The following is a 15,274-nucleotide window of genomic DNA, read 5'->3' on the forward strand; positions in this document are numbered from 1 at the left end:
GGGGGTTTCGCCTGGCGCAGTGAAATCTCCGTCTCTCCGCCTCGACGGGCTCGCACAGGCGCGGTGGTTCGAGCCGTGACCCAGCCTGACGCGCAACGGGTGCGAGGTATTGACCACGGCTCGGGGCGGCGTAGCGGCCCGGCCTGACGTCAGTCGCCGTCGGTCACCATCGAGACCACGACCTTGCCGGCCTTGGTACGGCCCTGCTCGACGTACGCCATAGCCTCGAGCGTCTGGTCGAACGGGAAGGTTCTGTCGACGACCGGGCGGAGCTTCCCGCTGTCGTAGAGGGCGCTGAGCTTGCGCAGCTGGGAGCCGTCGGCCTGCATGAAGAAGAACTGGTAGCGCACGCCCAGGGCCTTGGCCTGCTTGCGGATCTTGCGGCTGAGCGTGTTCATCACCAGGCGCATGAACGAGGGGGCGCCGAGCTGCTTGGCGAACCCGGCGTCCGGCGGGCCGACGACACCGATGGCCAGACCGCCGGGCTTCAGCACCGTCAGGGACTTCTCGAGGTTTGTCCCGCCCAGGGAGTCCAGCACCAGGTCGTAGCCGGACAGCACGTTTGAGAAGTCTTCCTTGGTGTAGTCGACGACGACGTCGGCGCCGAGGCTCCTGACCAGCTTCGCGGTGTCGGTGCCAGTCGTCGTCGCCACTGTGGCGCCGAGGTGCTTGGCGAGTTGGATGACCGTCGAGCCGAGGCCACCGGCACCGGCGTGGATGAGCACCTTCTGGCCCGGCTGCACGCGGGCGCGGTCGACGAGGATCTGCCAGGCGGCCAGGGCCACCAGCGGTACTGCGGCTGCCTCTTCGAAGGTGAGCGAGGCCGGCTTGGGCGAGACGTCGTCCTGGTCGATCGCGATGAACTCCGCGAAGCCGCCGATCCGCAGGTCGCGCGGACGGGCGTAGACCTCGTCGCCGACCTCGAAGCCGCGTACGGCGGAACCGACACGCGTCACGACGCCGGACACGTCGTGGCCGAGGGTGAACGGAAGCTTGTACTTCAGGAGTTGCTTGAACTCTCCGTTGCGGACCATCTTGTCCAGCGGGTTGATGCTGGCAGCGCTCACTCTGACCAGGACGTCGCGGTCCCCGACGCTGGGCTCGGGTACCTGGGCGGCGCGGGCACCGTCCTTGCCGTACTTTGCGACGGCGAATGCCTTCATGTCGGCCGCCTTTCTGGGAGGCCCCGCTTCGCGTGCGCGGCCGGGTTGATGTGTCAGTTGTGACGCTACTCGCTGGGTATAGGAAAGTAAACTTAGGCGAGGTTAGTATCACCCCATGGATGTATGGACCGAAGCTCTTCAGGACTCCGGCATGGACCACCGTCTCGACCGGGACACGTCGAACTGCTCGATCGCGCGGACCCTTGAGGTCGTGGGGGAGAAGTGGACGATCCTGATCCTCCGCGAGGTCTGGTACGGCTCGTCCCGCTTCGGCGACTTCGAACGCGTCCTGGGCTGTCCTCGCAACCTGCTCGCGGGGCGACTCCGGATGCTGGTGGAGGAAGGGATCCTGGCCACCGAGACCTACAAGGAGCCGGGTGCGCGGAGCCGACCGAAGTACGTGATCACCCCGATGGGCATGGATCTCGTGCCGGCCGTGATGGGGCTCCTGCACTGGGGCGACCGGTATCGCGCCGATCCGGAGGGGCCGGCCGTGCTGACGCGGCACCGTGGGTGCGGCGCGCAGGTCAACGTCCACGTCCGCTGCGAGCAAGGCCACTCCGTGCGGGAGGAAGACATCGAGAGCGTTCCTGGGCCCGCATTTCGCATGAAGGCCGCCGAGTGAGCTGAACGCGGTTGCGTCGGGCGACCGGCGGGACGTCGCCGGCTGTAGACGAGGGTGCCGGGTGGAGGGCCTCAGCCTCTCGGGGTGTGCTCGCTCCGTCTGGCCCGGGCCTGGTGGAGGCGGACCTTGGTGCGGTTGCCGCAGCGCGCCATGGAGCACCAGCGGCGGTTGTGGGCAGGGGAGCGGTCCAGGAAGCGCAGGGCGCAGGTGTCCGCGCCGCAGACGCGTACGCGCCGGATCTCGGCGGACAGAAGTAGATCGACGGCGTCCTGGGCGACGAGCGCCAAGGCGACCGCGGGGTCGGTGGCCAGGTTCGTGGTGTCGGCAGGCTCCAGGCGTCCGTCCGCGATGGCGATCTGCAGGGCGGGGCGCGGGGCCTGCGCTGCAGATCGGTTGAGCGCCATGATGTCGTCGGCTGCGGGCAGCCGGCCGTCTGTGACCGCCAGTACGGCCCGGTCGACCGTCTCCCGCAGTCGGCGGCCCGACGCCAGGACGGCGGCAGGGGCGGAGTGCGGGGGGTCCGGTGCGAGCAGCCCGGCCTCTTGAAGCCAGAGGACCAGGTCGCCTGAACTCCGGAGTGTCTCCGTTGGCGGTGTCCGCCAACGATTGCGCAGGGTGTTGACGAGGTCCAGGCAGACCCGCCCGCCGTCCCAGATCCACATGTCGTCCGTTGCCACGTCCCTATTCTGCACGTTAGCTTAACCCTCTAAGAGGGTTAGTGCGTGCTAGGAGGCGGATCCATGGGGCAGCCGACAGTGACGACCGGAGTGAGTCAGGTGGACGGGGTCCGTCTGCACTACCTCCGCGCGGGATCCGGCCCTCTGCTCGTGCTGCTCCACGGCTGGCCGCAGACCTCCGACTGCTGGCGGCCGGTGTTGGCGGATCTCGCCGCCGACCACACCGTCGTAGCACCTGACCTGCGTGGTTACGGCCTGAGTGACAAGCCCGCGACCGGCTACGACAAGCGACGGATGGCCGCCGACATCGCCGGCCTCGTCGAAGCGCTCGGCTTCGAGAAGGCCGCGGTCGTGGGGCACGACCGGGGAGCCAGGGTGGGCCACCGCTGGGCGCTGGACCGCCCGGAGCAGGTGGAACGGCTGGCCGTGCTCGACATCGTGCCCACCCGGGAGATGTTCCGCCGCCTGGACGCCTCGCTTGCCTCCGGGTACTGGCACTGGCTGTTTCAGATGCAGCCCGATCTGCCCGAGCGGCTGGTGGGGCATGACATACGGGGGTATCTCGAGTACTTCTTCGAGCGGTGGACCTACAACCGCCACGGACTGACGCCCGATGCAGTCGACGGGTACGTCCGCGCCTTCTCCCGTCCGGGTGCCATGCGCGCGAGTTTCGACGACTACCGGGCCATGGAGCAGGACATTGCGCTGGACGACATCGACGCCTCCGCGGGGCGCCGCCTCGCCATGCCGGTGCTGGCGTTGTGGGGTGCCGCGGGGCTGCCGGCCCGCTTGCCGACGCTGGAGATCTGGCGCGACTACGCGGATGACGTCACGGGTGCCGAGATCCCGGAATGCGGTCACTTCATCCCGGAAGAGCAGCCGGAGGCGCTGCTGGCGCACTTGCGCCCGTTCCTGGCCGGAGAGACGAACCGCTGACGCCGTCGCGCTGACGGACACGGCGTCCCTCCGGAAGGTGCGCAGTGGCCGCACGAGCAAGTCGTCGGAGGGGCTTCGACCACGGTGCGATGCCCCCGCGCGCGGCGAATGAGCTTGAAGCGTGAAGGACGGGAGCGCCGAGGGGGGCCCAGCTGCAACAGGCCGGACCACCCCCCGGCGTGGAGCTCAGATTGCGACCGATGCGCCCGCCGGAGCGTCTTCCGTGGCAAGGCCGGCAGCCCCGTGCCGCCGGGGCATCCGGAGAGCCAGCCGCCGCCAGGCCGACCGCACCGGCACCGACCCAGAGCGCCGGCACCAGCCCGTCCACGAACAGTGAGGCCGATTCGTAGCCGCCCTGCGCGGAGAACACCGCCGCCGGCGATGCGACGCCTATGGCACCGCCGACCTCGCGGATCGCGTTGTTGGCACCGGAGGCTACGCCCTGCTCCTCCGGGCGGACCGTGCTCATGACGAGGTTCGCGCTGGGAGCGAAAAACATACCCATGCCGATTACGCAGACGATCAGCGCCGGCAGAAGCGAGGTGTACGACACCTGCGGCTCGACGGCCGGCGCCCAGAGCCCCAGGCCCACCGTGTTCAGGGCCTCGCCGACGGTGACAACGGAGCGCTGCCGATGCGGTCGGACAGGTGCGGCCCATAACCTCAACTGTGCTGATCAGGACCCTGCAAGGACGGCGGTGTGGCCTGCCCGCAAAGAGCCTTTGTCGATCTTGCCGACCGCGTTCTTCGGGATGGCTTCCACCACGACGTATGAGGCCGGGCGCTTGAAGCCGGTCAGGCTGCGCGCGCAAATCGCTTCGAGCGCCGCGGGGTCGACGGTCGAACCGGGCCGGGGCTGAACGTAGGCGACGACCACCTCGCCCCACTTCTCGTCGGGTACGCCGATCACTGCGGCCTCGAGGACCGACGGGTCGCTCGCGAGCACGTCCTCGATCTCCTTGGGGTAGATGTTCTCCCCACCACGGATGATCATGTCTTTCGAGCGTCCGACCAGGGTCAGATAGCCCTCGGCGTCGAGGTGGCCCACGTCGCCCGTGTGCAACCAGCCGTCGACGACGACCCGGGCCGTGTCGTCCGGACGGCCGAGATAGCCGCGCATGATGTTGGGGCCCCTCAGGACGACCTCGCCGTCCGTGCCCGGCGCCGCCTCGGTACCGTCGGCGTCGAGGATCCGGATCTCCTGGCCGGGGAAGGGAAGCCCCACGGTTCCTGCGTGACGGGGTCCCGCGACGGGGTTGATGGTGGAGCCGCAGGTTCCTTCGGAGAGCCCGTACCCCTCAACGAGGGGAAACCCGTACCGGGCCTCGAACCGGGTCAGCAACTCGGCGGAGGCAGGTGCGGCGCCGCAGACCGCGAACCTCACCGACGATGTGTCGGGCCGAACGTCGTCAGGGAGTGCTGCGAGCATGCTGTAGATCGTCGGGACGGCGCTGAAGAAGGTGGGGCGCTCCTGTTCGACGAGGTCGAAGAAGTGGTGGGGGTCGAACCGGCGGCCCGCGATGACGACACTGGCGCCGGCAAGAAGCGGCGTCAGGATGCTTACCACGATGCCGTTCACGTGGAAGAGCGGCAGGATCAGCAGGCAGCGGTCGCTCGGCCCCAGCTCGAGAGCCTGGCGTCCCATCTCCACCATGGCGTCGATGTTGGCGTGGTCGAGCATGACGCCCTTGGGTACCCCGGTCGTGCCGCTGGTGTAGATGAGGAGAGCCAGCACGGACGAGTCCGGACGCGGTGCCTCATCCCACTCCGGCGTCTGATGTTCGTGCAGTTCACCGACGGTGAGTGTGGCCAGGCCTGCCGTGGTTTCCGAACCGTCCTCGACCACGAGCAGGCGCGCACCGGAGTCCTTGAGCTGCCGGACCACTTCGACATCGGTCATGCTCGGGTTGACCGGCGTGATGGTGGCGCCGAGCCGCCAGGCGGCGAACAGCAGAAGGACGAATTCGACGCGGTTCGTCAGCTTGAGGGCGACGACGTCACCGGGACCGATTCCGAGATCGTGGAGCTGACGCGCCGTCCGGAGGACGCCGCTCAGCAGTTGGGCGTTGGTGAGGGACTGCCGCCCGTCCGATACCGCGGCCCCCTGGGGGTCGAGCTCGGCTCGGCGGTCGGGCAGAGAAGCGAAATTCATGGCGGGCATACCTGTCTCGGTGTGATGCGATCCGGTCAAGTCGTCGATGCGGCGGGTGCCGGGTGCAGCTGGCGGGCGAGGAACTCGATCTGGTCGCGTACCAGTTCCTCGAACGTCTCGCCGGTGTAGAAGTCGAAGTGACCGGCGTCGTACCGCTTGATCTCTCCCTGGGGCGCGGTGCGCGCGTACCGCAGGGTCTGGGCGGGAGGGGTGACGGAGTCGGTGTTGCTGACGCAGAAGAGGATCGGCATGGCGACCTTCTTCGCGGCCCGCCCGGGCCGGTAGCCGGCGATGGTCGGGATCACGCGTGCCGCGACCTCGTTGCGGAACGTCTTCCCGGGCGGCTGCAGCGCCTGGTATCCGGGGAGGGCGTCCGGAGCGTTCATGAGGGCCGGCGAACCGGGGGCGGCGGCGATCGGCACCATCGCGGGCGCCTTGCCGCGCACTCTGGCCGTCAGATCCCGGGCGAGCACCGGAGTCATTCTGAGTGAGGCGAGCGGGCCGAGCGCGAGCGCGGAGGCGAGACCGTCGGTGAACGGGCACTGGGCCACGGCCGCGCGTAGTTCCGGATGTCGAGAGGCCACCGTGATGGCGTGGCCGCCGCCGAAGGAGCTGCCCCACACCGCGACGCGTGCGCGGTCGACATCATGGCGTGTCTTGACGTAGGCGAGGGCGGAGTCCCAGTCGGCCAGCTGGCGCTTGATCGACAGGAGCTGGCGAGGGTGGCCGCCGCTGTCCCCGAAGTGCCGGTATGTGAAGGCCAGGGCGGCGATGCCGGCCTGTGCGAAGCGCTCGGCGAAGGCGTCCAGGCGCATCTCGCGGGTGGCGCCCAGGCCGTGCCCGAGTACGACGACGGGCGGGGCGGTGACCCCCGTGGGCCGGTAGAGCCAGCCGGCACAGGTGCTGTCACCGGAGGGGAAGGTGACGTCGTGCCGGATGAAGGGCTGCGGAGCGGTCATGTCGGTCACCGTCCATTCGCCGGGCGGCGCCCGGGCGCGCTGCCCGAGGCGAGCGCCTGCGCGTACGTGTCCGGGCTGTAGAGCGGGAGCTCGCCGGTGGCGTCTGTCGTGTCCTGGTAGTCGAGCATCAGTTCCTGCCCCTCCTTGGACATGACTCTGGTGAAGAACTCGGCGCGTTCGACGTGTAGACCGTCCTCCAGCGACATCGAGCCGCCGAAGTACACCGACCGCTTGGCGGCCTCGACCGCCCCCTTCGGCCGCTTGCCGAAGCGTTCTGCTAGTTCGATGGCCTGTGCGACCACCTTGTCCTGCGGAACGACCTGGTCGACCGCCCCGTTGGCGAGAGCCTCCGCAGGCGTGAAGGGCTTGCCTTCGAGGATCGCGGCCAAGGAACGGTGGGTGCCGATCAGGCGGGTCAGCCGTTGGGTGCCGCCTCCGCCCGGGATGATGCCGAGGAGGATTTCCGGCTGGCCGATGAAGAAGTCCCCGTCGGCCATGACCCGCAGATCGCATGCCCAGGCGAACTCCGCGCCGAGGCCGAGAGCGGAACCGTTGAGGGCGGCGACGAAGAGGACACCGCTGCGGTTCATCCGGAGGAAGGTCGTGTGCAGGTGCTCCAGTTGGAGGGCACCTCGCATCGGAGTCTTGCGCATCAAGGTGCCCAGGAGACGAGATCGGTCCACGTGCTTTGCCATGCGCACGACGGCGGCGGCTCCACGGCGGCCGACGGTAGGGCTGGCTGCGCCCTCTTCTTGAAGCCATCGGACCGCGGCATGGCTGACGAACCGTTCGGGATGGGCACCGGTGAAGACGACGGCACGAATGTTCGGATCGCGGTCGGCCCGGTCCACCAGTTTGTCCAGCTGGGTGGAGATGTCGAGGCCGAACTCCTGGTGCGGGCCACCGTCGACACGGACGACCAGGACGGCTCCCCGGTCCTCGATCTTGAGATGGCCCTTGTCTTTGTACGGCATGAAGTCTGCTCCCGTGCTGAGTTCATGGAGGGGTGGGAAAGTGCGGGGGGACAGTTGCGGCCGCGTGTGGCAGTGATGGGGTCGTGTTCGCCCCGGGGGTTGTGTCCGCGCAGGCGGCATGAGACTGGGCAGCGTGTGACGACGGGTCCAGAGACGTACGCCGTGTCCGCGACGACACGTCGCCCACGATGTGTAACATTGCCGTGAAGAGTTAGATAACCAAGTTATTTTGAATGTGTCAACGGTGGAGGCAGGCGAGACATGGCAGGGCGGGCGAGGGTCGAAGACGCGCAGGAGCGACTTGTCCAGGCGGCCATCGGCCTGCTGGCCGAGCAGGGGCCGTCGGCCATCAAGGCGCGCACGGTGGCTTCCGCGAGCGGACTGTCGACCATGGTGGTCTACAGCCACTTCGGCGGGATCCCTGAGCTGATGAGCGCCGTTGCCGGCCATGGGTTCAAGGAGCTCGGTAGAGCCTTTGCCCAGGTCCCGGTGACTGAGGATCCGATCGCGGAACTCTTCGCCATGGCCTTGACGTGTCGTCGAAAGGCTCACGAGAACCCTCACCTCTACGACCTGATGTTCGGTCTGTCCACTCGCGCGACATACCGGCCGCTGTCAGACGCGGACCTTCGCCTGAGTGGGCGCTCACCGGAATTTCGAGAAGCCCACGCCCATGTCGCCGCGGCGTGCGAACGGTTCGTGCGCTCCGGCAGGGGCCGGCAGCAGCGACCCGAGGTCATAGCCGCTCAGTTGTGGAGCTTTGTACACGGCTACATCACCCTTGAACTGGCCGAGCACTTCGTCGAGTTCGACGACGCGGTGATGCAGGTGCTTCTGCCGATGGGTGTGAACTTCTCTGTCGGCCTGGGTGACAGGCGTGAACGTGCCGAGGCCTCCCACGAGGCTGGCGCGCGCTTGTACGAATCCATCACCCAAGGCCTGTGAGAAGGAGGGGCGGACGGGTGTCGCCCCTTGCGCTCCACGCTAGGGCGACCTGGTCTCCACGATGGGGCTGTTGGTGCCCGGCGTGAGTTGGTCATGCCTCCCCAATGCCTCGACCTCCCGTTCCAGGGACGGAACCGCGCGGGCCGCGAAACGCCGAGCCCAGGGCCAGGTCAGCGGCGAGTTGAGTGCCCCCTTGGCCCAGTTGGCCACGGCGACGGCGCGCGGGACGTACACGCGGCTGCGTCGGCGCACGAGCCCGTCGACGATCGCAGCGGCAGCCCGGTCGGCGCTGGTGGTGACATTGCCCGGATAGGGCAGCCGTCGGCGCAGCCCCTGGAACGAGGGGAGGTCTGCCTCGGCCCCCCGGACGAGGTCCGTGTCGATCCAGGAGGGGTGCACGAGGCCGACCGTGACCCCGAGGTGTGCCACCTCCTGGCGGTAGGTCAGGGCGAGCAACTCGGCCGCGGCCTTGCTCGCGCCGTACGAGGCCATCGCGGCCAGCGGCATGAAGGAGAGCGCGGACGCCACGACCAGTACGTGGCCCCGGCTGCGCTCCAGATGGGGCGTCGCGTACTTGAGGGTGCGGAACACCCCGTTCAAATTGACGTCCAGGACCCGCTCGAACGACGCCTCATCTGTCTGCCGCACCGTTCCGTACGCCACGACGCCGGCATTGGCGACGACGAGGTCGACGCCGCCCATGACCTCCGCGGCCCCGTCGATCGCTGACCGGAGGGCGGCACCGTCGCGCACATCGGCCTCAGACCATGAGGCGGCGGGGCCCAGATCATCGGCGAGGGCGCGCAGCCGATCGGCCTCCAGGCCGATCAGGGCCACACGAGCCCCTCGGGCGGCGGCCAGGCGGGCCACCTTCTCGCCGATCCCGCGTGCCGCTCCGGTGACAACCAGCTTTCTGCCCAGCAAGTCACGTTTCATGGCGGCAACATAACTTCGTTATTTACGGAACACAAGGCATCGCGCGCAGGTTCCGTGCTTGCTGTACCTGCTGGGTCTCATGACTGGACGAACCTATGCTGGCTGTCATGAGGCGGACATCCTTTGCTCAGTGGCCCTGCTCGATCGCGCGGACCATGGACCTGCTCGGGGACTGGTGGACGCCTTTGGTGCTGCGCGAGGCGTTCTACGGGATCCGGCGGTTCGACGCGTTCCAGGAGTCGCTGGGGATCGCACGCAACACGCTCACGGACCGGCTGCGCCGGCTGGTGGAGGAGGGGCTGCTGGAGAAACGGCCGTACCAGGCGGAGCCGGTTCGCTACGACTACGTGCTCACCGAGAAGGGGCGCGACTTCTACGGAGTGCTGCTGGTGATGAATCGCTGGGGGGACCGTTGGCTGGCTGGTGAAGCGGGCCCGCCGGTCGCCATGCATCACGAGGTGTGCGGGGAGGAAACCCATGCCGAGGTGGTGTGCGCCGCCTGTGGTGAGCCGATGACCGCGGACAACACCCGCACCCGGATGGGCCCTGGCTATCCGCCACACCTGGCCGAGCGGCCGGATGTGAAGGAGCGTTTCGCGGGCTGACTCAGTGGTTCCGCAGATCCGCACTCACCCTTGACAGGTAAGTCTATCTACGCAACTTTACAGGTCACAAGCTCACGTGGGTGTCTTTGGCGAGAGGCTGCGGGATCATGGAGTGGACGGGCGCGCGCTATGCGGACAAGCCGACGGTTGAGGTCCACACCTGGATCGCCGCCCCACCGGCAGAGGTGTGGACGCTGGTGTCCGACATCGAGCTGATGCCGCGCCTGAGTCCGGAGCTGCAATCGGTCGAGTGGCTGGACGGCGGAGACGGACCTGCCCTGGGTGCCCGATTCATCGGCCGGAGCAGGCATGAGTCCTTGGGGGAGTGGGCCACCACGTCCCACATCGTCGAGTGTGAGCCGTCGAGGAGGCTCGCTTGGGCGGTGGAGGACCCGTTGAACCCGACAGCGATCTGGCGGTTCTTGTTGGAGCCGCAGGACGGCGGCACTCTGCTGCGGGAATGGATGCAGATGGGGCCCGCCCGCTCGGGTCTCTCCTTCGCCATCGACCGTATGCCGGAGAAGGAGCAGAAGATCGTCTTCGTGCGCATGCGGGAGTTCGAGGCCAACATGATCGCCACTGTCGAGGGGATCAAGAAGCTGGCTGAGGGCGCCGGGGCCTCTGGCGAGGCGACACTCTGATGCGTACCTCTACCACGATCGAAGCCTCCGACGCCGATTGGCAGGAGACCGTCGACTACGTCACCGAGGCGGAGAACCTCGGTCTGGACATCTGCTGGGTGGCGGAGGCGTGGGGCTCCGAGGCGCCCTCGCCGCTGGGCTACCTCGCCGCGAGGACCGAGCGCATGCTGCTCGGATCGGGAATCATCCAGCTCGGCACCCGCACGCCGATGGCCGTCGCCCGCGCCGCGATCACGCTGTCCCGGATTTCCGACGGGCGCTTCATTCTCGGACTGGGACCCTCCGGGCCGCAGGTGATCGAAGGACTGCACGGAGTGCCCTTCGACCGTCCGCTGTCACGGATGCGAGAGACCGTCGAGATCGTGCGGCGGGCCGCGTCGGGGGAGAAAGTCGCCTACTCCGGGCGGGAGTTCCAGATCCCCCTGCCGGGCGGGGAAGCCAAGCCCATGCGGCTGTCGATGCGCGCCGAGTACGACATCCCGGTCTACCTGGCGACCCTCTCCCCGAAGATGCTGCACCTGACCGGTGAGATCGCGGACGGCTGGCTGGGCACCAGTTTCGTACCCGAGGGCGCAAAGGAGGCGTACTTCGACCACCTGGACCGGGGCCTGGCTGCCGCTGGTCGCAGCCGCTCGGACCTGGACATCTGCCAGGGCGCCGAGGTCGCCTTCGCCGAAGACGAGGACGCGCTGTGCGCCATGGTCGCCGGGCGCAAGAAGGAGCTTGCCTTCAGCCTCGGCGGCATGGGCTCGGCGACCACGAACTTCTACAACAACGCCTACAGCCGCCAGGGTTGGGCCGAGGTGGCGGCCGAGGTCCGGACACGCTGGCAGGCGGGGGACCGGGACGGCGCGGCTGGCCTGGTCACCGACGAGATGGTGCTGGCGACCACGCTGATCGGAACCGAGGACATGGTGCGCGAGCGGCTGCGCGTGTGGCGCGACACCGGTGTCGACACCGTTCGCTTCTATCCCGCCGGCGAGACCCTCGCCGCCCGACTCGCGACCTTGGGCCGGGCCATCGACCTGGTCCGCGACATCGAGGACGAGGCGGCACGGTAGCGACGGGTCATGCCGGCCAACGAGGGCCGCTCAGCGTCGGCGCCGTCGACGGGGTCCCGGTCAGGTCAACCGCGGGCGCTGATGTCGTCGGCGGCCAGGCCCGACATCAGCAGGGTGATCGCGCGGAACGTCCTCGCCAGGGCATCTTCCCGATCCGCCGCGGCGGCGATGATCTGGTTGCCCTCGCACAGGCCTGCCAAGAGCAGCCGGGCGACGGTGGGGACGGGCACATCCGGTTGCAGGTCGCCGCGTTCGGCCAAAACGGTCAGGAGCCGTTCGATCGGCGGTTGGGCGACGGTTTCGTTGATGTGCCGGTACTGCTCGCCCAGGACCGCGGGAGCCTGAGCCATCAGCTCGCGGTGCAGGGGGTCGTGGATGGTCCGGCGCAGGAAGGCGTGCGTGAGGTTGGCCACCGCGGTCATGGCGGGCGTGTCCGGCGTGGCCCGGACCGCCTTGGACGTCGCGTCTCCCAGAGCCCCGACCTGCTGAATGAGCTCCGTGTACAGCTCGGCGAACATCGCCTTCTTGTCCGGGAAGTGGTGATAGAAGGTGCCCTTGCTCACCAGCGCCGCCCCGGTGATGGCCTCGACCGACGTGCCCGCGAAGCCGTTGTCGACGAACAGTTTGCGCGCGGTCGCCACCAGGTCCGCCCGGGTCTGCTCCGCGTACATCTGGCGTCGGTTTGGCCCTCTCATGTGTGCCATCGTATATTCAATGACCCGAAGTCAATGAATGACTCACGGTCGGCCGATGGTCGTCATGACACTGCCCTCCGGGAAGGCAGGCGGAGCCGTGGAGAAGCGCAGGATCGTGTTGCTGGGTGCGACGGGATACACCGGACAGAGAGTGCTCCGGGAACTGCTCGCACGAGGCGAGAAGCCGACCTTGGCCGGGCGTAGCCGAACCAGGATGCTGGCTCTGGCTGACACCTTCGAGGCAGAGCTTCCGGTGTTCGAGGTGGACGCCACGTCGGCGTCCGACTTCGCGCGCCTCCTGGAGCCAGGCGACGTGCTCCTCTCTACCGTCGGGCCGTTCACCCATGTCGGTATGGTCCCGGTCACGGCCGCCGCGCGGGCAGGGGCCCACTACTTCGACTCCGCGGGGGAGGGGCCCTTCGCTCGCCGTGTCCGCGATGAGCTGGACTCCGTGGCCGCCGCCCGGGGAGCGACCCTCGTGCCGTCGTTCGGCTATGACTACGTGCCGGGCAACCTCGCCGGCGCGCTGGCTCTGGACACGGCAGGCGAGCGGGCACGACATGTCGAGATCGGCTACTTCATCACCCGCTCGGGACACGGGGACGAACTGCTCTACCGCACCACTCTGCGCGACTCCTACACCCTGACCACGGCAGGTACGCGGCAGACACTCGTTGCCGCGGCGGCCGAGGACGGCTTCGCTTACCGTCCTGCACGTCGCGGGCAGCCTTCCCGGCTGATCGACGAACGTGCCGCCAAGAGGGTCCGCACATTTCGCTACGCCGGTGTGAAGCGTTCGGCCATGACCGTCCCGGGCACGGAGCATCTCGGACTCCCGGCGGGTTTCCCCCAGTTGGAGAGTGTCGAGGTAGGCCTGGGCTGGCTCGGACGGTGGACCCGGCCGATACAGATCGCCGCCACCCTGCAGGCGCCATTGCTGCGGTCGGCGAAGGTGCGGGCCGCGTTGGCGCGATGGTCCGAGCGGCTCCCGGGATCCCGCCGTGAACCGGATCTCGACGGCCGTTCCCTGGTGATCGCTGTCGCCCGTGACGGGCAGGGCCGGCCCCTGGTCACGACAACCCTCACCGGGCCGGATCCGTACGAGATGACGGGATCTCTTCTGGCGTGGGGTGCGGTGCAGGCAGCGGCGCCGGATGCGGTCCTCAAACCTGGCGCCCACGGACCGGTCGCGGCCTTCGGGCTCGACACCCTCAGGCGCGGTGCGGCCGAGGCCGGAGTGCATGAAGTCGATGAGGTGTCGGCGCGCCGCCGCTGATCGCTGCCCGGGCATAGATCATGGCGTCGGGGCGCTGAGATGGACGCATAGGGGACTGCCTGCGCTTTCCCTGAGGCGGGCGGTGGCTGAAGCTGCCACTAATGAGTTGATGAACAGGTTGTTCGATCGGGAGCCGGCCGGTCCCTCGCGAGGAGCCGACCACCCCAGCGGAAAGGAACCTTCCATGGACGAGCAGGGCGAGCGCTTCGACGTCGTCGTACTTGGTGCGGGCCCCGGCGGATACGTCGCCGCCATCCGGGCCGCTCAACTGGGCAAGCGCGTGGCGGTCGTCGAGGAGAAGTACTGGGGCGGCGTCTGCCTGAACGTGGGCTGTATCCCCACCAAGGCCCTGCTGCGCAACGCCGAGCTCGCGCACATCTTCACGCGCGAGGCGAAGACCTTCGGAATCAAGGTCGACGGGCAGGTCTCCTTCGACTACGGGGAGGCCTTCCGCCGCAGCCGGAAGGTCGCGGACGGCCGGGTCAAGGGCGTCCACTACCTGATGAAGAAGAACAGGATCACGGAAATCAGCGGCCGTGGCACGTTCCTCGACCCGCACACGCTCCAAATCGCCGACTACGACGGGAACACCCGCACCATCGGCTTCGACCACTGCATCATCGCCACCGGCGCCACCCCGAAGCTGCTACCGGGCACCCGTCGTACGTCCCGGGTGGTGACGTTCGAGGAGCAGACCCTGGCCGAGGATCTGCCGCAGTCCATCGTGATCGCGGGCGCCGGCGCGATCGGCATCGAGTTCGCCTACGTCCTGAACAACTACGGTGTGAAGGTCACCGTCGTGGAGTTCCTGGACCGGGTCGCGCCGCTGGAGGATGAGGAGGTTTCCGCCGAACTGGCCAAGCAGTACCGGAAGTTGGGGATTGACGTCCTCACCTCGACCCGTGTCGAGTCGATCGACGAGTCCGGCGCGCAGGTCCGTGTCACGGTCACCGGCAAGGACGGCGTCCAGCAGGTCCTGGAGGCCGACAAGGTCCTCCAGGCGATCGGGTTCGCGCCGAATGTCACGGGCTACGGCCTGGAGAACACCGGCGTGCGCGTCACCGAGCGCGGCGCGATCGACGTCGACGGCCGCTGCCGCACTTCCGTGCCGCACATCTACGCCATCGGCGACGTCACCGCGAAGTTGATGCTCGCGCACGCCGCGGAGGCGATGGGCGTGATCGCCGCCGAGACCCTCGCTGATGCCGAGACCATGGAGCTCGACTACGCGATGATCCCGCGGGCCACCTTCTGCCAGCCCCAGATCGCCAGCTTCGGCTACACCGAGGCCCAGGCGAGGGAGCAGGGGTACGACGTCCAGGTCGCCAAGTTCCCGTTCACCGCGAACGCCAAGGCCCACGGCCTCGGGGATGCGACCGGTTTCGTGAAGCTGATCAGCGACGCCAAGTACGGCGAGCTCCTCGGCGCCCATCTGATCGGTCCCGACGTCACCGAGCTGCTCCCCGAGCTGACCCTGGCCCAGCAGTGGGACCTCACGGTCCACGAGGTCGCTCGCAACGTCCACGCCCACCCGACCCTGGGCGAGGCGGTCAAGGAAGCCGTCCACGGCCTCGCCGGCCACATGATCAACATGTAGCAGGGTGCCGTCCCCTCGAAATGCGGTGTGGG

The 15,274-nt window shown here is 68.3% G+C and carries 16 protein-coding genes; 8 read left to right on the forward strand and 8 right to left on the reverse strand.

Annotated elements, in window-relative coordinates:
• Positions 1-149 precede the first annotated feature (149 nt).
• A complete protein-coding gene (locus O1Q96_RS16170) occupies positions 150-1,163 on the reverse strand; it encodes an NADP-dependent oxidoreductase (RefSeq protein ID WP_269248836.1) in 1,014 nt (337 codons plus the stop codon).
• Positions 1,164-1,278: 115 nt separating this feature from the next.
• On the opposite strand from O1Q96_RS16170, the gene O1Q96_RS16175 reads away from it, so the two are divergent.
• The gene (locus O1Q96_RS16175) at positions 1,279-1,788 is read left to right on the forward strand and encodes a winged helix-turn-helix transcriptional regulator (RefSeq protein ID WP_269248837.1); all 510 of its coding nucleotides are present in this window, start codon (positions 1,279-1,281) and stop codon (positions 1,786-1,788) included.
• Positions 1,789-1,859: 71 nt separating this feature from the next.
• Here O1Q96_RS16175 and O1Q96_RS16180 read toward each other — a convergent pair whose 3' ends face one another.
• The gene (locus O1Q96_RS16180) at positions 1,860-2,465 is read right to left on the reverse strand and encodes a CGNR zinc finger domain-containing protein (protein ID WP_269248838.1); all 606 of its coding nucleotides are present in this window, start codon (positions 2,463-2,465) and stop codon (positions 1,860-1,862) included.
• Between the two features lie 63 nt (positions 2,466-2,528).
• Between O1Q96_RS16180 and O1Q96_RS16185 the strand changes: the two genes are divergently transcribed.
• Positions 2,529-3,401, forward strand: a complete 873-nt coding sequence (locus O1Q96_RS16185; protein WP_269248839.1) for an alpha/beta fold hydrolase — start codon at positions 2,529-2,531, stop codon at positions 3,399-3,401.
• On the opposite strand, the gene O1Q96_RS44445 is transcribed toward O1Q96_RS16185, so the two are convergent.
• The 4 genes from O1Q96_RS44445 to O1Q96_RS16205 form a co-directional block, all read right to left on the reverse strand.
• Positions 3,328-3,993 carry an MFS transporter gene (locus O1Q96_RS44445; protein ID WP_419586902.1) on the reverse strand — a complete coding sequence of 222 codons (666 nt, stop codon included), beginning with the start codon at positions 3,991-3,993 and terminating at the stop codon, positions 3,328-3,330. The two genes, O1Q96_RS16185 and O1Q96_RS44445, sit on opposite strands and share 74 nt — an antisense overlap.
• Before the next feature lie 84 nt (positions 3,994-4,077).
• The gene (locus O1Q96_RS16195; RefSeq protein ID WP_269248840.1) at positions 4,078-5,553 is read right to left on the reverse strand and encodes a class I adenylate-forming enzyme family protein; all 1,476 of its coding nucleotides are present in this window, start codon (positions 5,551-5,553) and stop codon (positions 4,078-4,080) included.
• A gap of 35 nt (positions 5,554-5,588) precedes the next feature.
• Positions 5,589-6,512, reverse strand: a complete 924-nt coding sequence (locus O1Q96_RS16200; RefSeq protein ID WP_269248841.1) for an alpha/beta hydrolase — start codon at positions 6,510-6,512, stop codon at positions 5,589-5,591.
• A 5-nt stretch (positions 6,513-6,517) separates the two neighbouring features.
• Positions 6,518-7,486 carry an enoyl-CoA hydratase/isomerase family protein gene (locus tag O1Q96_RS16205; RefSeq protein ID WP_269248842.1) on the reverse strand — a complete coding sequence of 323 codons (969 nt, stop codon included), beginning with the start codon at positions 7,484-7,486 and terminating at the stop codon, positions 6,518-6,520.
• Between the two features lie 261 nt (positions 7,487-7,747).
• Between O1Q96_RS16205 and O1Q96_RS16210 the strand changes: the two genes are divergently transcribed.
• Positions 7,748-8,431, forward strand: coding sequence for a TetR/AcrR family transcriptional regulator (locus O1Q96_RS16210; RefSeq protein WP_269248843.1), 684 nt, complete (start codon positions 7,748-7,750; stop codon positions 8,429-8,431).
• A 39-nt stretch (positions 8,432-8,470) separates the two neighbouring features.
• Here O1Q96_RS16210 and O1Q96_RS16215 read toward each other — a convergent pair whose 3' ends face one another.
• On the reverse strand, positions 8,471-9,367 hold the full coding sequence (locus tag O1Q96_RS16215) for a short-chain dehydrogenase/reductase (protein WP_269248844.1): 897 nt from the start codon (positions 9,365-9,367) through the stop codon (positions 8,471-8,473).
• 107 nt (positions 9,368-9,474) lie between these two features.
• Here O1Q96_RS16215 and O1Q96_RS16220 point away from each other — a divergent pair, with 107 nt between their 5' ends.
• The 3 genes from O1Q96_RS16220 (at position 9,475) to O1Q96_RS16230 (ending at position 11,674) form a co-directional block, all read left to right on the forward strand.
• The gene (locus O1Q96_RS16220) at positions 9,475-9,972 is read left to right on the forward strand and encodes a winged helix-turn-helix transcriptional regulator (protein ID WP_269248845.1); all 498 of its coding nucleotides are present in this window, start codon (positions 9,475-9,477) and stop codon (positions 9,970-9,972) included.
• A 107-nt stretch (positions 9,973-10,079) separates the two neighbouring features.
• Positions 10,080-10,613: an SRPBCC family protein gene (locus tag O1Q96_RS16225; RefSeq protein WP_269253614.1), complete on the forward strand. Its 534-nt coding sequence runs from the start codon at positions 10,080-10,082 to the stop codon at positions 10,611-10,613.
• Positions 10,613-11,674 carry an LLM class flavin-dependent oxidoreductase gene (locus O1Q96_RS16230; protein WP_269248846.1) on the forward strand — a complete coding sequence of 354 codons (1,062 nt, stop codon included), beginning with the start codon at positions 10,613-10,615 and terminating at the stop codon, positions 11,672-11,674. Before O1Q96_RS16225 ends, O1Q96_RS16230 begins: the two co-directional genes overlap by 1 nt.
• Positions 11,675-11,739: 65 nt before the next feature.
• On the opposite strand, the gene O1Q96_RS16235 is transcribed toward O1Q96_RS16230, so the two are convergent.
• The gene (locus O1Q96_RS16235; RefSeq protein WP_269248847.1) at positions 11,740-12,369 is read right to left on the reverse strand and encodes a TetR/AcrR family transcriptional regulator; all 630 of its coding nucleotides are present in this window, start codon (positions 12,367-12,369) and stop codon (positions 11,740-11,742) included.
• 55 nt (positions 12,370-12,424) lie between these two features.
• On the opposite strand from O1Q96_RS16235, the gene O1Q96_RS16240 reads away from it, so the two are divergent.
• Positions 12,425-13,645 (forward strand): saccharopine dehydrogenase NADP-binding domain-containing protein, encoded by a 1,221-nt coding sequence (locus O1Q96_RS16240; protein ID WP_269248848.1) that lies wholly within the window; start codon positions 12,425-12,427, stop codon positions 13,643-13,645.
• 184 nt (positions 13,646-13,829) lie between these two features.
• Complete coding sequence (lpdA, locus tag O1Q96_RS16245) at positions 13,830-15,242, forward strand: dihydrolipoyl dehydrogenase (RefSeq protein ID WP_269248849.1); 1,413 nt, start codon at positions 13,830-13,832, stop codon at positions 15,240-15,242.
• The last annotated feature ends 32 nt before the right edge of the window (positions 15,243-15,274 follow it).

The sequence above is a fragment of the Streptomyces aurantiacus genome (assembly GCF_027107535.1).
Taxonomy (GTDB): domain Bacteria; phylum Actinomycetota; class Actinomycetes; order Streptomycetales; family Streptomycetaceae; genus Streptomyces.